This window comes from Streptomyces sp. NBC_01498 (assembly GCF_036327775.1).
Taxonomy (GTDB): domain Bacteria; phylum Actinomycetota; class Actinomycetes; order Streptomycetales; family Streptomycetaceae; genus Streptomyces.
In genome coordinates this window covers 1,763,105-1,785,151 of record NZ_CP109598.1, presented here as the reverse complement: position 1 = coordinate 1,785,151, position 22,047 = coordinate 1,763,105, and the positions used below count along the sequence as shown (strand labels likewise).

Annotated in this window: 20 protein-coding genes; 16 read left to right on the top strand and 4 right to left on the bottom strand. The window is 72.3% G+C overall.

What is annotated here, in order from left to right; all coding sequences use genetic code 11:
- Nucleotides 1-75: 75 nt before the first annotated feature.
- Together OG875_RS07330 and OG875_RS07325 are read right to left on the bottom strand one after the other, a co-directional pair.
- Nucleotides 76-561, bottom strand: coding sequence for a DUF3515 domain-containing protein (locus tag OG875_RS07330; protein ID WP_443079073.1), 486 nt, complete (start codon nucleotides 559-561; stop codon nucleotides 76-78).
- A gap of 20 nt (nucleotides 562-581) precedes the next feature.
- Nucleotides 582-815: an Lrp/AsnC family transcriptional regulator gene (locus OG875_RS07325; protein ID WP_330173412.1), complete on the bottom strand. Its 234-nt coding sequence runs from the start codon at nucleotides 813-815 to the stop codon at nucleotides 582-584.
- 263 nt (nucleotides 816-1,078) lie between these two features.
- Here OG875_RS07325 and OG875_RS07320 point away from each other — a divergent pair, with 263 nt between their 5' ends.
- Nucleotides 1,079-2,041, top strand: coding sequence for a thiamine-phosphate kinase (locus OG875_RS07320; protein WP_330173411.1), 963 nt, complete (start codon nucleotides 1,079-1,081; stop codon nucleotides 2,039-2,041).
- Between the two features lie 89 nt (nucleotides 2,042-2,130).
- Entirely contained in the window at nucleotides 2,131-3,027 is an 897-nt protein-coding gene (gene thiD, locus OG875_RS07315; RefSeq protein WP_330173410.1) for a bifunctional hydroxymethylpyrimidine kinase/phosphomethylpyrimidine kinase, read from the top strand.
- A 248-nt stretch (nucleotides 3,028-3,275) separates the two neighbouring features.
- On the opposite strand, the gene rpmB is transcribed toward thiD, so the two are convergent.
- Nucleotides 3,276-3,461 (bottom strand): 50S ribosomal protein L28, encoded by a 186-nt coding sequence (gene rpmB / locus OG875_RS07310; RefSeq protein ID WP_003957616.1) that lies wholly within the window; start codon nucleotides 3,459-3,461, stop codon nucleotides 3,276-3,278.
- Between the two features lie 219 nt (nucleotides 3,462-3,680).
- Here rpmB and OG875_RS07305 point away from each other — a divergent pair, with 219 nt between their 5' ends.
- From OG875_RS07305 to mutM, 10 genes are all read left to right on the top strand, one after another.
- On the top strand, nucleotides 3,681-5,489 hold the full coding sequence (locus tag OG875_RS07305) for a DAK2 domain-containing protein (protein WP_330173409.1): 1,809 nt from the start codon (nucleotides 3,681-3,683) through the stop codon (nucleotides 5,487-5,489).
- A 191-nt stretch (nucleotides 5,490-5,680) separates the two neighbouring features.
- The gene (locus tag OG875_RS07300; RefSeq protein ID WP_330173408.1) at nucleotides 5,681-6,016 is read left to right on the top strand and encodes a cupin; all 336 of its coding nucleotides are present in this window, start codon (nucleotides 5,681-5,683) and stop codon (nucleotides 6,014-6,016) included.
- 147 nt (nucleotides 6,017-6,163) lie between these two features.
- On the top strand, nucleotides 6,164-8,395 hold the full coding sequence (gene recG, locus OG875_RS07295) for an ATP-dependent DNA helicase RecG (protein ID WP_330173407.1): 2,232 nt from the start codon (nucleotides 6,164-6,166) through the stop codon (nucleotides 8,393-8,395).
- A gap of 200 nt (nucleotides 8,396-8,595) precedes the next feature.
- The gene (gene rsmD, locus OG875_RS07290) at nucleotides 8,596-9,177 is read left to right on the top strand and encodes a 16S rRNA (guanine(966)-N(2))-methyltransferase RsmD (protein WP_330173406.1); all 582 of its coding nucleotides are present in this window, start codon (nucleotides 8,596-8,598) and stop codon (nucleotides 9,175-9,177) included.
- 26 nt (nucleotides 9,178-9,203) lie between these two features.
- On the top strand, nucleotides 9,204-9,683 hold the full coding sequence (gene coaD / locus OG875_RS07285; RefSeq protein ID WP_330177638.1) for a pantetheine-phosphate adenylyltransferase: 480 nt from the start codon (nucleotides 9,204-9,206) through the stop codon (nucleotides 9,681-9,683).
- 135 nt (nucleotides 9,684-9,818) lie between these two features.
- Entirely contained in the window at nucleotides 9,819-10,985 is a 1,167-nt protein-coding gene (locus tag OG875_RS07280) for a cell division initiation protein (protein ID WP_330173405.1), read from the top strand.
- A 224-nt stretch (nucleotides 10,986-11,209) separates the two neighbouring features.
- Nucleotides 11,210-11,851 carry a YceD family protein gene (locus tag OG875_RS07275; RefSeq protein WP_330177637.1) on the top strand — a complete coding sequence of 214 codons (642 nt, stop codon included), beginning with the start codon at nucleotides 11,210-11,212 and terminating at the stop codon, nucleotides 11,849-11,851.
- A gap of 2 nt (nucleotides 11,852-11,853) precedes the next feature.
- Complete coding sequence (gene rpmF, locus OG875_RS07270; protein ID WP_003965982.1) at nucleotides 11,854-12,027, top strand: 50S ribosomal protein L32; 174 nt, start codon at nucleotides 11,854-11,856, stop codon at nucleotides 12,025-12,027.
- A gap of 19 nt (nucleotides 12,028-12,046) precedes the next feature.
- The gene (gene rnc, locus OG875_RS07265) at nucleotides 12,047-12,910 is read left to right on the top strand and encodes a ribonuclease III (protein WP_330173404.1); all 864 of its coding nucleotides are present in this window, start codon (nucleotides 12,047-12,049) and stop codon (nucleotides 12,908-12,910) included.
- Nucleotides 12,911-13,201: 291 nt separating this feature from the next.
- The gene (gene mutM / locus OG875_RS07260; protein ID WP_330173403.1) at nucleotides 13,202-14,062 is read left to right on the top strand and encodes a bifunctional DNA-formamidopyrimidine glycosylase/DNA-(apurinic or apyrimidinic site) lyase; all 861 of its coding nucleotides are present in this window, start codon (nucleotides 13,202-13,204) and stop codon (nucleotides 14,060-14,062) included.
- Between the two features lie 315 nt (nucleotides 14,063-14,377).
- Here mutM and OG875_RS07255 read toward each other — a convergent pair whose 3' ends face one another.
- Nucleotides 14,378-15,313 carry a CAP domain-containing protein gene (locus OG875_RS07255; RefSeq protein ID WP_330173402.1) on the bottom strand — a complete coding sequence of 312 codons (936 nt, stop codon included), beginning with the start codon at nucleotides 15,311-15,313 and terminating at the stop codon, nucleotides 14,378-14,380.
- 166 nt (nucleotides 15,314-15,479) lie between these two features.
- Between OG875_RS07255 and OG875_RS07250 the strand changes: the two genes are divergently transcribed.
- From OG875_RS07250 to OG875_RS07235, 4 genes are all read left to right on the top strand, one after another.
- Nucleotides 15,480-15,761, top strand: coding sequence for an acylphosphatase (locus OG875_RS07250; RefSeq protein WP_330173401.1), 282 nt, complete (start codon nucleotides 15,480-15,482; stop codon nucleotides 15,759-15,761).
- Between the two features lie 466 nt (nucleotides 15,762-16,227).
- The gene (locus OG875_RS07245) at nucleotides 16,228-16,446 is read left to right on the top strand and encodes a hypothetical protein (protein WP_330173400.1); all 219 of its coding nucleotides are present in this window, start codon (nucleotides 16,228-16,230) and stop codon (nucleotides 16,444-16,446) included.
- Nucleotides 16,447-16,623: 177 nt separating this feature from the next.
- Nucleotides 16,624-20,436: an AAA family ATPase gene (locus OG875_RS07240; protein WP_330173399.1), complete on the top strand. Its 3,813-nt coding sequence runs from the start codon at nucleotides 16,624-16,626 to the stop codon at nucleotides 20,434-20,436.
- Between the two features lie 160 nt (nucleotides 20,437-20,596).
- A complete protein-coding gene (locus OG875_RS07235; RefSeq protein ID WP_330173398.1) occupies nucleotides 20,597-22,021 on the top strand; it encodes a sugar porter family MFS transporter in 1,425 nt (474 codons plus the stop codon).
- The last annotated feature ends 26 nt before the right edge of the window (nucleotides 22,022-22,047 follow it).

The following is a 22,047-nucleotide window of genomic DNA, read 5'->3' as shown; positions in this document are numbered from 1 at the left end:
GCCCGGCGCGGCGCGGTTCGGTACGGGGCTCACGGGACGGGGCCCGCGCGGGGCGGGGTCTCCGAGGCTGGTTTCTCAGAGGCTGGGGGGCACCGTGTCGGCGACCGGTGCCGCGAAGTCCGCGAGCGGGCCGATGTCGTGCCGGAAGCGTTCGTCCAGGGTGACCTCCACGTACGCCTCGCGGTAGGTGGTGGTGAACCGCGGCCCCGAATCCCGCTCCTCGACCAGCCAGTTGACCCCGTCGACGTCCACGGCGTCCGCCTGGGGGTCACTCATCCGTTCCGGGCGGGGGACGCCGCACCGCAGTACGATCGCGGCGTCCCCCCACCCGGCCGTCAGCGCGGAACCCGGCTCCGGATCGCTCCGGTCGTGTCCCGCCACGGTCGTCGGCAACTCCTTGTCCAGTGCGCGGCACAGCGCCGCCTCCTCGGCCGGAGGGCCGGGAACCGGCACCGCGGGCGAGGCGTCCGGGGAGAAGCAGCCCCCGGTCACGGCGAGCAGGAGGACGGCGGGCAGACGGGCGAGTCGGGGGCCGGATAGCCTGCGCGTCGAAGGGGTCACCGGCCAAGCGTAGACGGGGGCTACAGGTGCACGACCGGGCAGGTCAGGGTGCGGGTGATGCCGTCCACTTGCTGGACCTTGGCGACCACCAGGCGGCCGAGGTCGTCCACGGTGTCGGACTGCGCCCGCACGATCACGTCGTAGGGGCCGGTGACGTCCTCGGCCTGTATCACGCCGGGGATCTTCGCGATGGTCTCGGCGACGGTCGTCGCCTTGCCCACCTCGGTCTGAATGAGGATGTACGCCTGTACCACGGAACCTCCAGGGCGGCCACGAGGATCTTGTGGGGGGAAGGGACGCCACGGTATCGCGTCACCCAGTGCCGCGGGGAGACCCGGGCACCCGGCGGCACCCGCGGTGTGAGGCACGGAGCGGTGACACCGGCGTGCGCGTCGGCGCCACCGGCGGCGACGGCGGTCCGCGACCGCGGGCACGCGGCCGACGCAGGGGGCCGGAATCCCGGCCGGAGAAGCGGCACGGCCGGATCGGCCGGCCGCACGACGAGAGGTGGGACTCGGTGAAGGGCACCGTGGGCGAGTTGGGGGAGTTCGGACTCATCAGGGAGCTCACTTCCCGGCTCACCACCACTCCGGCGGTCCGGCTCGGGCCGGGCGACGACGCCGCGGTGGTGGCCGCACCCGACCGCAGGGTCGTGGCGAGCACCGACATCCTGCTGGAGGGGCGGCACTTCCGGCGCGACTGGTCGACCGCGTACGACGTGGGCAGGAAGGCCGCCGCGCAGAATCTCGCCGACATCGCGGCGATGGGGGCGGTCCCGACGGCGCTGCTGCTCGGCCTGGTCGTGCCCGCCGAACTTCCCGTCACCTGGCCCACCGAGCTGATGGACGGCATCCGCGACGAGTGCCAGGTCGCGGGCGCCGCGGTGGTCGGCGGCGATGTCGTACGGGGCGAGACGATCACCCTCGCGATCACCGCGCTCGGCGACCTGCGCAACCACGAGCCGGTGACCAGGGCGGGGGCGCGGCCGGGCGATGTGGTCGCGTACACCGGGTGGTTGGGCTGGTCCGCGGCGGGGCACGCGGTGCTGTCGCGCGGCTTCCGGTCACCCCGTGCCTTTGTCGAGGCGCACCGGCGTCCCGAACCGCCGTACCACGCGGGGCCGGCGGCGGCGGGGCTCGGCGCGACGGCGATGACGGACGTCAGCGACGGCCTCGTCGCGGACCTCGGGCACATCGCCGACGCGAGCAAGGTCCGCATCGACCTGCGGTCGGGGCTGATCGACATCCCGTCGCAGATGAACGACATCGGGCAGGCGGTGGGGGTGGATCCGCTCCAGTGGGTGCTGACGGGGGGCGAGGACCACGCGATCGTCGCGACGTTCCCGCCGGACGCCAAACTGCCCGCGCGGTGGAAGGTGATCGGCGAGGTCCTCAACCAGTCGGCGCTGCCTCAGGTGACGGTCGACGGGGCGCCGTGGACGAGCAAGGGCGGCTGGGACCACTTCGGCGACTCGGAGTAGCGGAAGGGCACGGGGCGGGCCACGGGGCGGCACGGGGCGGATTCGGCGGTACGGGGGAGGGGCGCCCCGTCGGCCAGTAGATTCGGGGCATGCCGACATCCTCCGAGCCCTCCGAGTCCGCCGGGCCCGCCGCGTATTCCGCGTCCTCGGCCGGGTCCGCGCGCGCTCCGTCGGGTCGGGCGGCCCCCCGTGTTCGGGCGCGTGTCCCGGCCCGTGTCCTCACCGTCGCCGGGTCCGACTCGGGCGGCGGCGCGGGCATCCAGGCCGACCTCAAGACCATGCTGGCGTTCGGTGTGCACGGCATGAGCGTCCTCACGGCCGTCACGGCGCAGAACTCGCGCGGCGTGCAGGGCACTTGGGAACTACCCGTGGAGGCGGTACGCGCCCAGTACCGCAGCGTCGTGGACGACATCGGCGTCCAGGCCGTCAAGACCGGCATGCTCGCGTCGGCGGCGCTGGTGGAGACCGTGGCCGGACTTCTCGCGGGGACCGACGCCCCCGTGGTGGTCGATCCGGTCGGCGTCTCGAAGCACGGGGACCCGCTGCTCGCGGCGTCGGCACTGGACTCCGTACGGAAACGGCTGCTGCCGGCGGCGACCGTCGCCACCCCCAACCTGGACGAGGTGGCCCAGCTGACGGGGGTGGAGGTACGGGACGAGGACGGCATGCGGCGCGCCGCGGGCGCCGTACTCGGCTTCGGACCGCGCTGGGTGCTGATCAAGGGCGGGCATCTGCCGGGGGACGCCGTGGACCTGCTCACGGACGGCGGTGAGGAGCACTGGCTGCGGGCGCCGCGCCACGACAACCGGCACACGCACGGGACCGGCTGCACGCTCGCCTCGGCGATCGCGGCGGGCCTGGGGAGCGGGCAGGGGGTCCTGGAGGCCGTCGTCGCCGCGAAGGAGTATGTGACGGGCGCCATCGCGGCCGGGTTTCCGCTGGGCGGCGGCATCGGCCCCGTGGACCACGCCTGGCGCTTCCGCTGAGGGGCGGCGTCGGGCGCACGGAGGTAAGGAGCGCGGGGTGCGCGGAGCCCGGGGTAGGGGCTCAACTACCGGAACACGGTGCCGCAGTTGAGACCCGGAGTTGAGCGCGGAGTCACGGAGGCACGGGCCAGGGAGTCGCGCGGTTGCGGCACCGGGGGCGGGTGCCCGCGCGGGCACGACAAAAAGCCGGTCCACCGAGGTGGACCGGCTTTCAAGGCAACCGCAGGGGCTGCGCTACGACGAGAACGTCAGCGCGAGACCTTGCCGGCCTTGATGCACGAGGTGCAGACGTTGAGCCGCTTCGGCGTCCGACCGACCACGGCACGCACGCGCTGGATGTTCGGGTTCCAGCGACGGGACGTACGGCGGTGCGAGTGCGAAATGTTGTTGCCGAAGCCCGGCCCCTTGCCGCAGACGTCGCAGTTGGCAGCCACGGGTCACTCCAAAGACTTCAGATGCACTTACGGTGAATTCCGGCGTGGCAGACTCAGTGTCTGAGATCGGCTGCGCCGGGGGAGAAGGCCCGACTCTCGCCGGGCAACCGGAGGAGCATACAACGCGCCAGCCGGTTGAACGAAACTACCACGACCGGACCCGCCCTCGTCCCGCCCCCCTTCCCACCTGCCACGACGGTCCGGGCGGACTACTCTGCGGTGCAGCTCACAGTCCAGGCCGCCAAGGAGGACCCCCAGGTGCCGCAGACCCTCGACGCCGCAGCGGTGCGTACCTGGTGCTCGCTGGCGCTGGACGCCCTGGGCCGGGACCGTGAGGAGATCGACGCGATCAACGTCTATCCGGTCGCCGACGGGGACACCGGCACCAACCTCTATCTGACCGTGGAGTCCGCCGCCCAGGCCGTCGAGGCCGTCTTCGACGCGCACGCGACGGGGGTGTCCGTGCCGGACCTGCCCGACGCCGTACGGGCCATGGCGCACGGCGCGCTGATCGGCGCACGGGGGAACTCGGGCACCATCCTTGCCCAGTTGCTGCGAGGCATGGCCGAAATCCTGGGCGAGGGCGAGGGCGAGGGCGAGGGCGAGGGCGAGGGCGAGGGCGGTGCCGGAAGGCGGGCGCGGGGTGACGGGGCGGGCGCGACGGGCCGCGACGGGGCGCCGCGGGGCGGCGGGGACCACCTCGCCAGAGCGCTGCGCCGGGCGGCCGGGCTGGCCCGCGAGGCCGTCGCCCATCCCGTCGAGGGAACGATCCTCACCGTGGCGTCGTCGGCGGCGGATGCCGCGGCGCGCGCGACCGAGGACGCTGAGGACGCCGCGGACGGGAGCGGGCGCGCGGACGCGGACGGCGGCGCGGTGTACGGCGCCGGGCCGGTGCTCCACGCCGCGTACGCCGCCGCCCGTACCGCCCTCGACGCGACCCCCGGCCAGCTGGCCGTCCTCGGCCGCGCCGGCGTCGTGGACGCCGGCGGACGGGGCCTGCTCGTCGTCCTGGCCGCGCTCGTGGAAGCGGTCACGGGCGACGCGCCGTCCCCCGTCGCACCGGGCCCGCGCCCGCACGACCTCCCCGCCGTCGTGGAGTCCTGCGACGCCGACGACGCCCCCGCCGGCCCCGCCTTCGAGGTGATCTACCTCCTGGAGACGGACGAGGCGGGCATCGCCCGCGTCCGCCGCAGGCTCGACTCCCTCGGCGACTCCCTCGTGGTCGTCGGCGGCGACGGGCTGTGGAACGTGCACGTGCACGTCGACGACGCGGGCGCCGCCGTCGAGGCGGGTGTCGAGGCGGGCCGCCCGTACCGGATCCGTATCACCCACTTCGGCGCCGCCGCCGGACACCGGCGGGAGCGCGCACAGCGCGCCGTCGTCGCCGTCGTCCCCGGCGAGGGCCTCGCCGGGCTCTGCGCCGAGGCCGGGGCCACGACGGTGCTCGCCCGCCCCGGAGAGCCGCCCGCCAGCGGCGAACTGGTCGACGCCATCCGCCGCGCCCACGCGCACGAGGTGGTGCTCCTGCCGAACGACACGGAACTGCGCCACACCGCCGCCGCTGCCGCCGAACAGGCCCGCGCGGAAGGCATCCGTGTCGCCCTCATCCCGACCAGGGCAGCCGTGCAGGGCCTCGCCGCGCTCGCGGTGCACGTACCGGACCGCCGCTTCGACGAGGACGTGGTGGCCATGACCTCCGCGGCCGGCGCCACCCGCTACGCCGAGGTCGCCGTCGCGGAGCGGCAGTCCTGGACCATGGCCGGTATCTGCCAGGCCGGCGACCTGCTGGGCCTGATCGACGGCGACGTCGCGGTGATCGGCACCGACCTCACCGCCATCGCCGAGACCGTCCTGGACCGGATGCTGTCGGCGGGCGGCGAACTGGTCACCCTCGTCCTCGGCCAGGACGTGCCCGGCACCCTCGCGGAGCGGCTGGAGCGACACGTACGGGGCGGGCACCTCGCCGTGGACACGGTGGTCTACCAGGGCGGCCGTCAGTCGGCGCCGCTGCTGATCGGCGTGGAGTAGGGGCACCGGGTTGCGCACCTCGCCCATGTACCGAAGGCGGCGTGACGCACCCGCCTCCGTAAGGAGGGAGGGCCGCCACCGCGCGTACGGGGCGCCCGGCGTACGGCTTGCACGGGGGGCCGTACCTGTGACGATGGGGGGTAGGCGCACCAGGACAGACGCGCGTACCGCCCGAGGTGAGAGGCCCACCGATGGACGACCTGACCGCACTCGCCCGCCATCAGATCGACGACGCGCGCGCCAGCGCCCACGGCCGCAGCGCGCATCTCTTCCTCCACGACGGACCGCTGCGGCAGACGGTCATCGCCCTCACCTCCGGCGCGTCCCTCGACGAGCACAACGCGCCCCCGGCGGCCAGTCTCCAGGTCCTCCACGGCCGGGTGCGGCTGACGAAGGAGTCCGGCGACCAGGACATGATCGCCGGCCAGGTGGGCCCGATCCCGCACGAGCGGCACGGTCTGAAGGCCCTGGAGGACTCCGCCGTCCTGCTCACCGCCGTCACCCGCGTCCGGCCGTCACAGGGCTGACCCCGCCCTCGACCGCCCCTGAACCGCTGTCGACCGGCCGTCGACCGCCGTGGGACTGTGGCCGACCCGCCGCCGAGGCACCCCGACCCGCCGGGCAACAGGGAGTTGTCCACAGGTGTGCGACGGATGTCGGTGACGTGGTGTGCAATGGATCGTGTGTCCGCGCTGGATGAATCACTCACGAAGACCCTCGGCCCCGCCACCGCGAAGGTGATGGCCGAGCAGCTCGACCTGCACACGGTCGGTGATCTGCTGCACCACTACCCGAGGCGGTACGAGGAGCGGGGCCGGCTCACCCGTCTCGCCGACCTTCCCCTGGAGGAGGACGTCACGGTCGTCGCCCAGGTCGCCGACTCCCGCGTCCTGAAGTTCAACGGCGGCCGGGGCCAGCGGCTGGAGATCACCCTCACCGACGGCAGCGGCCGGCTCCAACTGGTCTTCTTCGGCCGGGGCATCCACAAACCGCACAAGGAGCTGCTGCCCGGCAGCCGGGGCATGTTCGCCGGCAAGGTCTCGATGTTCAACCGGAAGCTCCAGCTCGCCCATCCCACCTATGTGCCGCTCGGCACGGACAGCGGCGACGAGGCGGTGGACGACTTCGCGGGCAAGCTGATCCCGATCTACCCGGCCTGCCGGGGACTGGAGTCCTGGAAGATCACCAAGGCGGTCGACGCGGTGCTGCCCAGAGCCGCCGAGGCCGTCGACCCGCTGCCGCCGACGCTCCGCGCGGGACGCGGCTTCGTCACCCTCCCCGAGGCCCTGCTGAAGATCCACCGGCCCCATACCCAGGCCGATGTCGCCGAGGCCAGGGACCGGCTCAAGTGGGACGAGGCGTTCGTGCTCCAGGTCGCCCTCGCCCGGCGCCGGCACGCGGACTCCCAACTCCCGGCGGTGGCCCGCCGGCCGGTGGCCGGTGGCCTGCTCGACGCCTTCGACGCGACGCTGCCCTTCACCCTCACCGAGGGCCAGACGAAGGTCACGGACGAGATCTTCGGCGATCTGGCGACCGAGCACCCGATGCACCGCCTCCTTCAGGGAGAGGTCGGCTCCGGCAAGACGATGGTGGCCCTGCGCGCGATGCTCTCCGTGGTGGACGCGGGCGGCCAGGCGGCGATGCTCGCGCCGACCGAGGTTCTGGCCCAGCAGCACCACCGTTCGATCACCGAGATGATGGGCGAGCTCGCCGAGGGAGGCATGCTAGGCGGCGCGGAGAACGCCACCAAGGTGGTGCTGCTCACCGGCTCCATGGGCGCGGCGGCGCGGCGGCACGCGTTGCTCGACCTGGCCACCGGTGAGGCCGGGATGGTGATCGGTACGCACGCGCTGATCGAGGACAAGGTGCTGTTCCACGACCTGGGCCTGGTTGTCGTGGACGAGCAGCACCGTTTCGGTGTCGAGCAGCGTGACGCGCTGCGCTCCAAGGGCAAGCAGCCGCCGCATCTGCTGGTCATGACGGCGACGCCCATCCCCCGTACGGTCGCGATGACCGTCTTCGGCGACCTGGAGACATCCGTCCTGGACCAGTTGCCCGCCGGGCGTTCCCCCATCGCCACCCATGTCGTCCCGGCCCAGGACAAGCCGCACTTCCTGGCCCGCGCCTGGGAGCGGGTGCGCGAGGAGGTCGGCAAGGGGCACCAGGCGTACGTGGTCTGCCCCCGGATCGGTGACGGCGAGGACGAACCGAAGAAGAAGGCGGCGGCCAAGACGGCCACGGCGGGCAAGCCGGCCAAAACGGGGGGCGCGGAGGGGGCGGACGCGGACAGGCGCCCGCCGCTGGCCGTGCTGGACATCGCGAAGCAGCTCGCCGCCGGACCGCTGGCCGGCCTCCGTGTGGAGGTGCTGCACGGCCGTATGCAGCCCGACGACAAGGACGACGTGATGCGCCGCTTCGCCGCCGGCGAGGTGGACGTGCTGATCGCCACGACCGTCATCGAGGTCGGCGTCAACGTCCCCAACGCCACGGCGATGGTCATCATGGACGCGGACCGGTTCGGCGTCTCGCAACTGCACCAGCTGCGCGGCCGGGTGGGCCGCGGCTCCGCCCCGGGGCTGTGCCTGCTCGTCTCGGAGATGCCGGAGGCGAGCCCCGCACGGGCCCGGCTCGGCGCGGTCGCCTCGACCCTCGACGGCTTCGAGCTCTCCCGTATCGACCTCGAACAGCGGCGTGAGGGCGATGTCCTCGGCCAGGCCCAGTCCGGGGTCCGCTCCTCGCTGCGGATGCTCGCCGTCATCGAGGACGAGGAGATCATCGCGGCGGCCAGGGAGGAGGCCGTGACCGTGGTCGCCGAGGACCCGGAGCTGGACGGCCTCCCGGAGCTGCGTACGGCCCTGGACGCCCTGCTGGACGCGGAGCGGGAGCGGTATCTCGACAAGGGCTGAACGGGGCCGCAGGGCCCCGTCCGGCGTCCCACGGCCCCGCCCGGTCCCGGCGGGTGCTCCCGGCGGGCCGGGCCCGGAGCCACGCCATATCGTGGGGGGAGCGCACGCACCCTCGCCCGCCGCCCCCACGCCCCACGCGAACCCGCCGCGTGACCTCCCCGTACCCGCGTACGTCCCCGAACCGAGGAGCCGACCCCCTCATGACCCGCGTGATCGCCGGCGCCGCCGGCGGACGCCGTCTCGCCGTCCCCCCGGGCAACGGCACCCGCCCCACCTCCGACCGAGCGCGCGAGGGCCTCTTCTCCACCTGGGAGGCGCTGCTCGGCCCCCTCGACGGTCTCCGGGTCGCCGACCTGTACGCCGGCTCCGGTGCCGTCGGCCTGGAAGCACTCTCCCGGGGAGCCGCGCACACCCTCCTGGTGGAGGCGGACGGCCGGGCGGCCCGCACCGTACGCGAGAACGTCCGCGCCCTCGGACTGCCCGGCGCCGACGTCCGAACCGGCAAAGCCGAGCAGATCGTGACAGGACCGGCCCCGGAGACCCCGTACGACCTGGTCTTTCTCGATCCGCCGTACGCCGTCACCGATGACGATCTTCGGGAGATCCTCCTCACACTCCGCTCGAAGGGCTGGCTCAACGACGCGGCCCTCGCCACCGTGGAGCGCAGCACCAGAGGTGGGGAGTTCACCTGGCCGAGGGGCTTCGAACCGTTGCGGGCGCGCCGCTACGGCGAGGGCACTCTCTGGCACGGTCGCGCCGCCGCACCGGAAGACGCCCGATGACCGGACCGGAGAGCGAGGGAATTCAGTTGCGCCGCGCCGTCTGTCCGGGGTCCTTCGACCCCATCACCAATGGTCACCTCGACATCATTGGCCGAGCCTCCAAGCTGTACGACGTCGTGCACGTCGCCGTGATGATCAACCAGTCCAAGAAGGGGCTGTTCAGCGTCGACGAGCGGATCGACCTGATCCGCCGGGTCACCGCCGAGTTCGGCAACGTCGAGGTGGAGTCCTTCCACGGCCTCCTCGTCGACTTCTGCAAGGAGCGCGACATCCCGGCCATCGTCAAGGGCCTGCGGGCGGTGAGCGACTTCGACTACGAGTTGCAGATGGCCCAGATGAACATCGGCCTCTCCGGCGTCGAAACCCTTTTCGTCCCGACCAACCCGATCTACAGTTTTCTCTCCTCCTCGCTGGTCAAAGAGGTGGCGACCTGGGGTGGCGACGTGTCCCACCTGCTGCCCCCGCTGGTGCACGAGGCACTGTCCCAGCGCCTCGCCGAGCGGTGACCGACGGGGCACGGAACGGGGCGCCCGGCGCGGCCGGGGGCCGATGAACCGTCATCCGGTGCCGGACGCGCACCGACTGGCCGTACAGTCGTTGCGTCCGTCTCCAACCCGGCTGTAGAGAGTGGCGAGCACACGGTGGACGTGCAGAAGAAGCTCGACGAGATCGTCGACGCGGTGGGGAACGCCCGTTCCATGCCCATGTCGGCCTCCTGCGTGGTCAACCGCGGCGAGCTGCTGTCGCTGCTCGAAGAGGTGCGCGAGACCCTGCCCGGCTCGCTCGCCCAGGCGCGCGAACTGCTCGGCGGCCACGAGCAGTTGTCCGAACAGGCCCGCCAGGAGGCGGAGCGCATCGTCGCGGCGGCCCACGCGGAGCGGTCCACGCTGATCTCCGAGACCGCGATCGCCCGTACGGCGCGGGAGGAGGCCGACCGCATCCTCGCCGACGCCCGCAGGGACGCCGAGGAGGTCCGCGCCGAGGCCGACGACTACGTGGACTCCAAGCTCGCCAACTTCGAGGTCGTCCTCAACAAGACGATCGGCTCCGTCGACCGGGGCCGTGAGAAGCTCCTCGGCCGTGGACCGGGCCTCGACCAGGAGGGGTACGCGGACGAGGACGCCCCCGAGTACAGCGCCGACCCCGACACCCTGATCCGCCGCGCCGACGACTACGTCGACGCCAAGCTCGGCGCCTTCGAGGCCGTCCTGTCCAAGACGCTCGAAGCGGTCGGCCGGGGCCGGCAGAAGCTGCACGGCAGGGTCGCCAGCGACGACCTGGGTCTGCACATGGCGGAGCAGGACGCGGCGGGACCCCAGGGCCACACCAGCGACGCGGACTACCTCTCCGGCCTCGCCGACGTGTCGGGGCACCAGTCGCTCCGCGGCACCGGGGGCCCGGCGCGCCAGGCCCCGGCCGCCCCCCCGGAGCAGCCCGCCCCGCTCGCGATCCCGGCGCAGACGGCGGCCGCGGGGCAGTACGCGGACCCCGCCGCCCAGCAGTACGCGGACCCCGGCTACGGCGGCTACCAGCAGCAGGACGCGTACGCCTACCAGCAGCAGGACCCGTACGCGTACCAGCAGCCCCAGCAGCCGGTCTACGACCCCGCCGCGTACGACCCGAACTACAGCCAGGGCTACGGGCAGAACTACGACCAGGCCGCGCAGGGCTGGCAGCAGCAGCCCGACGGCACGCAGACGGGCCACGCCGACCAGCAGCAGGCCCAGGGCGGGCTGGACGAGACCAGCCTCTTCGACACCAGCATGATCGACATGGAGCAGCTGCGCCGCTACGAACAGGGCCGCTGACCGGCCGCCCGGCGGTCGCGGGGCGCCGTACTGCGGTCGCGGGGCCGTCGCGGGACGCGTACCCGGCGCGCGAGACGGCCGCCGAGGGGCCCCGTCGGACCGGATTGGGCCATCGGCGACCGGTCAAGTATCCTTGCCCCTTGGTCGCGTGATGCCCGCGATCAGGCCGCCCGCCTCGCTCCGCGACATGGCGGCCCCTCCACGAACCGAAAGCAGGAACAGCCCTGAACGCCCGCCTCGACCACCGCGACCCCCTCGTGTTCGACACGCACGAGCTGGGTCGGCGTCCCGGCGCGCTCAAGCGGCTGACCCGCTCCGCGGCGGCGCCCAAGGACTTCGGTATCGACGGTGTCGTCGGGGTGCCGGACGGCGCTCCGATGGAGCTCAGGCTCCGCCTCGAATCGGTCATGGAGGGCGTGCTCGTGACGGGCACCGCCCGAGCGACCGCCGAGGGGGAGTGCGTAAGGTGTCTGGAGCCGGTGCGCCTGGATGTGGCAGCGGACTTCCAGGAGATGTTCTCGTACCCTGACGCCGACGACCGGGGCCGCAGCAAGCAGGCGGAACCGGCCGACGACGCCGAGGACGACGAGGACCCGCTCTACATCGAGGACGGACTGTTCGACCTCGAACCCGTGCTGCGCGATGCGGTGGTGCTCGCACTGCCGATGCAGCCGGTGTGCCGGGAGACCTGTGCCGGGCTGTGTTCCGACTGCGGAATCAGGCTGGACGAGAACCCGGACCATCACCACGACGTCGTCGACATCCGTTGGGCGTCGCTGCAAGGACTCGCCGAAACCATCACGGACGGCGAGAAGGACAACATGGGCGGCGCCGACGCAGGCGCCGACGAGAAGCAGGAGAAGTAGCCGTGGCTGTTCCGAAGCGGAAGATGTCGCGCAGCAACACGCGCCACCGCCGGTCGCAGTGGAAGGCTGCGGTCCCCACCCTGGTTTCGTGTGAGCGTTGCCAGGAGCCGAAGCTCCAGCACATCGCGTGCCCGAGCTGCGGCACCTACAACAAGCGCCAGGTCCTCGAGGTCTGAGCGGCTGGTGAGAGGCTCGATGTCTGAACTGTCCAGCGCCAAGAAGGCAGACAATGTCAGCACGGCCTCGTCCCACACGCTTCTGGAAGGGCGGCTCGGCTATCAGCTGGAGTCCGCCCTTCTGGTGCGTGCGCTGACCCATCGCTCGTTCGCGTACGAGAACGGCGGGCTGCCCACCAACGAACGGCTCGAATTCCTCGGGGATTCGGTGCTCGGGCTGGTGGTCACCGACACGCTGTACCGCATCCACCCGGACCTGCCCGAGGGCCAACTGGCCAAGTTGCGGGCCGCGGTGGTCAATTCGCGTGCACTGGCGCAAGTGGGGCGCGGCCTCGAACTCGGCTCCTTCATCCGGCTCGGCCGTGGTGAAGAGGGCACGGGAGGGCGGGACAAGGCGTCCATCCTCGCCGACACCCTGGAAGCGGTGATCGGCGCGGTCTATCTCGATCAGGGCCTCGACGCGGCGTCCGAGCTGGTTCACCGGCTCTTCGACCCGCTCATCGAGAAGTCCTCCAACCTCGGTGCCGGCCTGGACTGGAAGACCAGTCTTCAGGAACTGACCGCGGCGGAGAGTCTCGGCGTCCCCGAGTATCTCGTCACGGAGACCGGCCCGGACCACGAGAAGACCTTCACCGCTGCCGCCCGCGTCGGTGGTGTCTCGTACGGCACCGGCACCGGCCGCAGCAAGAAGGAAGCGGAACAGCAGGCGGCGGAGACCGCGTGGCGGTCCATCCGCGCGGACGCGGACGAGCGCGCGGCGGCGGCGAAGACCGCCGTCGAGGCGGGAGCCGCGGCCGACGGTGGCGATGCCGCCGGCAGAGAAGACGCGGCCGAGGCCCCGGCGCTGTCGGCGTCGGAATCCGCGGACGCGACCACGTCCTGAGCCGAGCTGTTCGGTTCCCTTCACGGTGCGCCCCTTGTGTCGATACGGCACGAGGGGCGCGACTCGTGACCGCGCCGTCCGGCGGCTCCGCGCCGGGTCCGGGACCGTGCCCGTGCCCGTGGCTGTGCGCGTCCGCCGGCCCTCGTCCGTTTCACGTCCCCAACTCCCGCCCCGTGTTCGGCCAATTGAGCCCGAGGCCGACCGTCCCGCCCCGTCTCATCCCCAGCCGAGCGTTCCATCCGATCCGATCCGATCCGATTCGCCCCGCCGCTGACTGTCTGAAGGAGCACCGTGCCCGAGCTGCCCGAGGTCGAAGTCGTCCGGCGCGGACTCGAACGCTGGGTCGCCGGGCGGACGGTGGCCGAGACCCAGGTGCTGCACCCGCGCGCCGTACGACGCCACCTCGCGGGCGGCGAGGACTTCGCCGCCCGCCTCAGCGGGCACCGTCTCGGTGTCCCCCGCCGCCGGGGCAAGTACCTCTGGCTGCCGCTCGCCGACACTGACGCCTCGATCCTCGGGCACCTCGGCATGAGCGGTCAGCTGCTCGTCCAGCCGGAGTCCGCCCCGGACGAGAAGCACCTGCGGATCCGTATCCGCTTCGCCGACGACCTCGGCACCGAACTCCGCTTCGTCGACCAGCGCACCTTCGGCGGTCTCTCGCTCCACGAGAACACCCCCGACGGGTTGCCCGACGTCATCGCCCACATCGCGCGTGACCCGGTCGACCCGGAGTTCGACGACGCCGCGTTCCACACGGCGCTGCGGCTGCGGCGTACGACGATCAAGCGCGCGCTGCTCGACCAGTCCCTGATCAGCGGCGTCGGCAACATCTACGCCGACGAGGCGCTGTGGCGCGCCAAGCTCCACTACGAGCGCCCGACGGCCACGCTGCCCCGGCCCCGCTCGGTGGAACTCCTCGGCCACGTAAGGGACGTGCTCGACGCCGCGCTCGCCGTCGGCGGCACCAGCTTCGACAGCCTCTACGTCAACGTGAACGGCGAATCGGGCTACTTCGACCGCTCCCTGGACGCCTACGGCCGTGAGGGCGAGCCCTGCCGCCGCTGCGGCACCCCCATCCGGCGCCGCCCCTGGATGAACCGGTCCAGCTACTTCTGCCCGCACTGCCAGCGCCCGCCCCGCCCCGCTGCGTAGCGCCCGCAACCCGCCCCCACGCCGCACCCCGATGCCTGCGCCGCCGCAACGTCGGCTCGGCGTCGTCGCGTAGCACCCGACACCTGCGCCGCCGCGATGCAGGCCCCCGCCCCGTAGCACCCGACGCCCGCGCCGCCGCAACGCCGGCTCCGCGTCGTCGCGTCGGCCCCGCGTGTCGTCGCCTCCGGCGGCCTTGGCCACGAAACGCGCGAGACCCGCGACACGGTGCTGTCGCGGGCCTCGTTGGGTCGTCGGTCGCCGGGTCGTCGGTCGATGTCTCCCGACACCGGCGGTACGTGGGGCGCTACGGGGCGGCTAGAAGCCGAAGTCCTGCGTCCACCAGGGGCCGCCCTCGGCGACGTGGGCGCCTATGCCGATGGTCGTGTAGTCGCAGTTCAGGATGTTGGCGCGGTGGCCCTCGCTGGCCATCCAGGACGCCATGACCGCCTGGGCGTCGGCCTGGCCCCGGGCGATGTTCTCGCCGCCCAGGTTCGTGACGCCTGCCTGCTCGGCGCGGTCCCAGGGGGTGTCGCCGTCCGGGTCGGTGTGGTCGAAGAAGCCGCGCTCCGCCATGTCCTTGCTGAACGCCTCCGCGAGGCCGTTCAGCGCCTCGTCGGCGCGCAGCGGCCGGCAGCCCACCTTCGCCCGCTCCTCGTTGACCAGCGCGAGGACCTCCGCCTCGGCGGTGGACGGGGCGGACAGCGACGGGCGCGGCGCCTGCGGCGTCTGCGGCGTCGTGGCGCGGTCCCTGGTCTCCTCGGGCGTCGGCGTGGTGGTGGAGGGCCTGGTGGTCGTCTCCTGGCTCCGGCCGCGCGTGGGCTCGCCCTCCGGCGCCGTCGTCCGCCGCTCCGGGCTCACGGACGCGGACGGCTCGTCCGGCGTCACCGGCGCGGTCCTCGGCGGCTGGGCCGGCCGTTCCGCGGTCTCACGGGTCGGCGCCGTGGAGGCACCGTCGGTCGGCTCGGCGGTCGCCCCGCCCTGCTGCTCCAGCTCGGGTGCGCCCGCCGTACGTACCTGTTCGCCCGGCAGGTTGCCGCCACTGACGGTGAACTGCTCCCCGCCCGGCAGCAGCCCGGAGGTCACGGCCACGGCACCGATCGCCATCGCGGCGGAGGCACCGAGCAGTCCGGTGCGTACGGGGGCGACGATGCCCCTCTTGCGGCTTCGGCCACTGCCCCGGTGCCGACCTGCCGCACCGGCCGCGTGGTCCTCAGCGGCGGGTGCGCCGGCCGAGCGACTATGGCGTCCCATCTGCTGTGCCTTCCTCGATGAGCCCAGGTGCCGGAGATCGCTCCCGCACCGGTCGTGACGACGGTGGTCTTCACCCGTTCGGGCGAGGCCCATTTCGACGGGACTGTACGCCAACCGGGGTGGGGGCGACGTGCTCACGTCGGGATTGGCCCATTAGCTTTCACGCATGAGTGAAGATGCACGGATCACCGTGTGGGTACGCGGTCGTGTTCAGGGAGTCGGCTTCCGCTGGTTCACCAGGGCAAACGCTCTGGAGATCGGGAGCCTGGCGGGCTTCGCCCTGAATCTGGACGACGGCCGGGTGCAGATCGTCGCCGAGGGGCCACGTGATAATTGCCACCGTTTGCTGGAGTGGCTGCGCTCCGACGACACGCCCGGACGGGTCGACGGAGTCACTGAGATCTGGGGCACACCACGCGGCGGATACGACACCTTCGCCATCCGCTGACCGCTCCGGGCCGGAGATCCGCCCGGACATGACCCGAACGCTCGCGATCATTCGGCGTCGATCTTGAACGGGCCGGACGCGCCGATTCGATATCTCCGCGAAAGGCCGTCCGGCCTGCCCGTATGCCTCATGAATGTGCACCGGGCAGGAATTCGCCGATGGTTGCCAAGAACGGCCGCCCATGCCAAGCTGCCGCGTTAACAACGATCTCCACGCCCTTCCGGGGCCGCAGGAGAGACGCCGTCCCACCGCACGCGGACAGGCGCCCCTGGGCCATCCGGTGATGACGGGCTGTGATCGTGTTGACCGTCAAACTTTTTGGTGAGACTCTGGAAGCCCCGCGCACCTTGGCTGTTTGGCAGTAAGAATCACAGTGCGGAACAACCTCTGCCAGGCAGTGCGGGTGCGGAAATCCCTCAGACCCACACCGCTTCGGTCGGTCACTCAGTGTGGAGGCCCATCCATCATGGCAAAGGCGCTTCTCGGTTACGTCGGCGGTTCTGACCCGCGACTCCTCGCCGAGATGCGACGGCTTCAGCAGCGTGTCCAGGACCTCGAATCCGAGCTCGTACGGATCCAGTCCGAGAACGACACGCTGAGCGCTGCCGCCGCACAGCACCAGGGCGATTCGCCGTTCGACGGCATCGACCTCGACGTACCCCGTGCGGAGCCCGCGCTCACCTGACAGCAGCCCCCGTCGGGGTCAGGTGAGAAACACTCCCGCAAGAACATGCAAGGGACGCTTCGGCGTCCCTTCTTTCTTTCCCCCGCCCTGTCACCCGTTCTTCTCTCGTCTGATGTGCCCTGCTCATTCAGCGGTGAAACGCCGTAGGGAGATGTGAGGACGGTAGAGTCCGGCGGCGTGCACCTCAAGGCCATGACCCTGCGCGGGTTCAAATCCTTCGCCTCCGCCACCACGCTGCGGTTCGAACCCGGCATCACGTGCGTCGTGGGTCCCAACGGATCGGGCAAGTCCAATGTCGTGGACGCGCTTTCCTGGGTCATGGGGGAGCAGGGGGCCAAGTCACTGCGCGGCGGCAAGATGGAGGACGTGATCTTCGCCGGGACGACCGGGCGGCCACCGCTCGGACGCGCCGAAGTCTCCCTGACGATCGACAATTCCGACGGCGCTCTGCCCATCGACTACGCCGAAGTCACCATTACGCGGATCATGTTCCGCAACGGCGGAAGCGAATACCAGCTCAACGGGGACACCTGTCGGCTGCTCGACATCCAGGAACTCCTTTCCGACTCCGGTATCGGCCGCGAGATGCACGTCATCGTCGGCCAGGGACAACTCGATTCCGTCCTGCACGCCGACCCCATGGGTCGCAGGGCTTTCATCGAGGAGGCCGCGGGTGTTCTGAAGCACCGCAAGCGCAAGGAGAAGGCGCTGCGGAAACTGGACGCGATGCGGGCCAACCTCGCACGCGTACAGGACCTCACCGACGAACTGCGGCGACAGCTCAAGCCGTTGGGGCGACAGGCCGCGGTGGCACGGCGCGCCGCGGTCATCCAGGCGGACCTGCGTGACGCCCGGCTGCGCCTGCTCGCCGACGATCTCGTGAAGCTGCGCGACGCCCTCCGTACGGAGATCGCCGACGAGGCGGCGCTCAAACAGCGCAAGGAGGAGGCGGAACTGCGCCTCAAGGACGCACTGGCACGTGAGGCGGAGCTGGAGGACGAGGTACGGCGCCTCGCGCCGAGGCTGGGGCGCGCGCAGCAGACCTGGTACGAGCTCTCCCAGCTGGCCGAGCGGGTACGGGGCACGATCTCGCTGGCCGACGCCCGGGTCAAGAGCGCCACCGCCCCGCAGGAGGACGAACGGCGCGGGCGGGATCCCGAGGACATGGAGCGAGAGGCTGCCCGGATCCGGGAGCAGGAGGCGGAGCTGGAGGCCGCGCTCGAAGCGGCGGAGCACGCCCTGGAGGACACCGTCGCGCACCGCTCGGACCTGGAGCGTGACCTGGCGGCGGAGGAGCGGCGTCTCAAGGACGTGGCACGCGCCATCGCCGACCGGCGCGAGGGACTGGCCCGGCTGCACGGGCAGGTGAACGCCGCCCGGAGCCGCGCCGCCTCGGCGCGGGCGGAGATCGGCCGGCTCGCTGAGGCCCGCGACGGGGCGCGGCAGCGGGCCGTCGCCGCCCAGGAGGAGTACGAACAGCTCAAGGCCGAGGTCGACGGTCTGGACGCCGACGACCGGGAACTGGGGGAGCGGCACGACGAGGCCAAGCGGACCCTGGCGGACGCGGAGGGCGCGCTGTCCGCCGCACGCGAGGCGGCCACGGCCGCCGAGCGGGAACGCGCCGCCGTCTCCGCCCGCCACGACGCGCTCGCCCTCGGGCTGCGCCGCAAGGACGGCACCGGCGCGCTGCTGGGCGCACGGGACCGTCTCTCCGGTCTGCTGGGTCCCGCCGCCGAACTGCTCACCGTCACGCCGGGCTTCGAGATCACGGTGGCGGCGGCGCTCGGCGCGGCGGCCGACGCGATCGCGGTGACCGACGTGGGGACGGCGGCGGAGGCGATCCGGCTGCTGCGCAAGGACGACGCGGGGCGGGCCTCCCTGCTGCTGGGCGGCGACCGGTCGGCGCGGCCGGCCGGCGTACCGGGACAGGCACCGCCGTCGTACGTCCCCGGAGACGGGGCCCCGGCCGCCGTGGCCCCGACGGGGCGCTCCGTCACGGCGCCGGGCGTGCCCGGACAGGGCGGGGCCGACCAGGCCGCCCCGTCCCCGGGGACGGACGGCGACGGGAGCGGGGGACGCGCTCCGTACGGCGCCGTCCCCGGCCAGGCCGACGGGGCGCGCGACGTCCCCGCCGTCGCGGCCGGCGACCCCGCCCGCCCCGTGCACGCGACCACCGCCACCGACCTGGCCGTCCCCCTCGTCATGGACCTGGTGCGGGGCCCCGACGCGCTCGTGGGCGCCGTACGGAGCCTCGTCCGCGACATGGTCGTCGTCGGCACCCTGGAGGAGGCCGAGGAACTGGTCGTCGCGCACCCCGGGCTGACCGCCGTGACGGCGGAGGGCGATCTCCTCGGCGCGCATTTCGCGCACGGGGGCTCCGCCGGGGCGCCCAGCCTGCTGGAGGTACAGGCGTCGGTCGACGAGGCCGCCACCGAACTGGCCGAACTCGCCGTACGGTGCGACCACCTGGCCGAGGCCCAGCGCCTGGCCACCGCTCGCCGCGCCGAACACGCGACACTGGTGGAGGAGTTGGGGGAACGGCGGCGGGCCGCGGACCGGGAGAAGTCCGCCGTCTCCGGCCGCCTGGGGCGGCTCGCCGGCCAGGCCCGGGGCGCCGCGGGCGAGGCCGAACGCACCGCTGCCGCCGCCGATAAGGCCCAGGACGCGCTGGACCGGGCGACCGAGGAGGCCGAGGAGCTGGCGGAGCGCCTGCTCGTCGCCGAGGAGGCCCCCGCCGAGGAGGAGCCGGACACCTCCGTACGGGACCGGCTCGCCGCCGACGGGGCCAACGCCCGTCAGACCGAGATGGAGGCGCGCCTCCAGGTCCGTACCCACGAGGAGCGCGTCAAGGGCCTCGCGGGCCGCGCGGACTCGCTCGACCGGGGCGCCCGCGCCGAGCGCGAGGCACGGGCCCGCGCGGAGCAGCGCCGCGCCCGGCTGCGCCACGAGGCGGCCGTCGCCGGGGCCGTCGCCTCCGGTGCCCGGCAACTCCTCGCACACGTCGAGGTGTCGGTCGTCCGCACCGACCGGGAGCGCGCCGCCGCCGAGTCGGCGAAGGCCGGACGCGAACGGGAACTCGTCGCGGAGCGGAACCGGGGCAGGGACCTCAAGGGCGAACTCGACAAGCTCACCGACTCGGTGCACCGGGGCGAGGTCCTGGGCGCCGAGAAACGCATGCGGATCGAGCAGCTGGAGGCCAAGGCCCTGGAGGAGCTCGGCGTCGAGCCGGCCGGCCTGATCGCCGAGTACGGCCCCGACGAGCTCGTACCGCCCTCCCTGCCCGCCGAGGGCGAGGAACTCCCGGAGGACCCCGAGCACCCGCGCAACCAGCCCCGGCCCTACGTACGGGGCGAGCAGGAGAAGCGCCTGCGGTCGGCCGAACGGGCGTACCAGCAACTCGGAAAGGTGAATCCGCTCGCCCTGGAGGAGTTCGCCGCGCTGGAGGAGCGGCACAACTTCCTCTCGGAACAGCTGGAGGACCTGAAGAAGACCCGCACCGACCTGCTCCAGGTCATCAAGGAGGTCGACGAACGGGTCGAGCAGGTTTTCACGGAGGCGTACCGCGACACGGCACTTCAGTTCGAGGGCGTCTTCTCACGGCTCTTCCCCGGCGGTGAGGGCCGCCTCGTCCTCACCGACCCCGACAACATGCTCACCAGCGGGGTGGACGTCGAGGCCCGGCCGCCCGGCAAGAAGGTCAAGCGGCTGTCCCTGCTGTCGGGCGGCGAGCGGTCCTTGACCGCCGTCGCGCTGCTGGTGTCGATCTTCAAGGCGCGGCCGAGCCCCTTCTACGTGATGGACGAGGTCGAGGCCGCGCTGGACGACACCAACCTCCAGCGGCTGATCCGCATCATGCAGGAGCTCCAGGAGAGCTCCCAGCTGATCGTGATCACGCATCAGAAACGCACGATGGAGGTCGCCGACGCGCTGTACGGCGTCTCGATGCAGGGCGACGGCGTCTCCAAGGTGATCAGCCAGCGCCTGCGCTGACCGCCCCGCCGGACCGCCGGCTACGCACCGGGACGGCGCCCCGGTCACCCGCTCCGCCGACCGGCCACGGTCGGGTGGTGCGCGCCGGGGAGCTGTGCCCCACTGGAAGGGCTTTTCCCCCTGCCCGGTGCCCCGTTCCGGGCGGCCCACAGGAGCCCATGTGACGAGCACAGCGCAGTCGCCGCGGTCCGGGCGGCCACCGGCCCGCCCGGAGCACCTCGGCCATGTCGTCTTCATCACCGCCGCTGCCGCCATGGGCGGCTTCCTCTTCGGCTACGACAGTTCCGTCATCAACGGCGCCGTCCAGGCCATCAGACAGCGCTTCGACATCGGCTCCGGCGCGCTGGCCCAGGTGATCGCCGCCGCGCTGATCGGCTCGGCCATCGGCGCCGCGACGGCCGGCCGGATCGCCGACCGGATCGGCCGTATCCGCTGCATGCGCATCTCGTCCGCGCTGTTCACCGTCAGCGCCGTCGGCTCGGCACTGCCGTTCGCGCTCTGGGACCTGGCCATGTGGCGGGTCATCGGCGGATTCGCCATCGGCATGGCCTCCGTCATCGGCCCCGCGTACATCGCGGAGGTGTCGCCGCCCGCGTACCGGGGCCGGCTCACCTCGTTCCAGCAGGCCGCGATCGTCCTCGGCATCGCCGTCTCGCAGCTGGTGAACTACGGCATCCTCAACATCGCCGACGGCGACCAGCGCGGCACCATCGGCGGCCTGGAGGCCTGGCAGTGGATGCTCGGCGTCATGGTCGTCCCCGCGATCCTCTACGGCGCGCTCTCCTTCGCGATCCCCGAGTCGCCCCGCTACCTGATCTCCGTCGGCAGGAACCGCGCGGCCAGGGACGTGCTCGCCGAGGTCGAGGACACGGGCGTCGACCTGGACGCGCGGGTGCGGGAGATCGAACGCAACCTCCACAAGGAGCACAAGCCGACATTCAAGGACCTGCTCGGCAGGGTGGGCTTCCTGCCGGTCGTCTGGATCGGGATCGGTCTCTCCGCGCTCCAGCAGCTCGTCGGCATCAACGTGATCTTCTACTACAGCGCGTCGCTGTGGCAGTCCGTCGGGATCGACCCCACCAGCTCGTTCTTCTACTCGTTCACCACCTCGATCGTGAACGTCATCGGCACCGTCGTCGCCATGGCCTTCGTCGACCGGATCGGGCGCCGTCCACTGCTGCTGATCGGCTCGGTGGGCATGACGGTGTCGCTGGCCCTGGCCGCGTGGGCGTTCTCGTACAAGAGCGGCAGCGGCACCGACATCTCCATCCCGGGCACCCAGGGCACCGTGGCGCTCCTCGCCGCCCACTTCTTCGTACTGTTCTTCGCGCTGTCGTGGGGCGTGGTCGTCTGGGTGCTGCTCGGCGAGATGTTCCCGGGCAGGATCCGGGCCGCCGCGCTGGGTGTCGCCGCGTCGGCGCAGTGGATCGCGAACTGGGCGGTCACCGTCTCGTTCCCGACCCTGTCGGACTGGGATCTCTCGGGGGCGTACGTGATCTACTCCGCCTTCGCCCTGGTGTCGATCTTCTTCATCCTCAAGTGGGTGCCCGAGACCAAGGGCAAGACGCTGGAGGCCATGGGCTGACCCGCCCGACCCGCCCCGTACGGGGG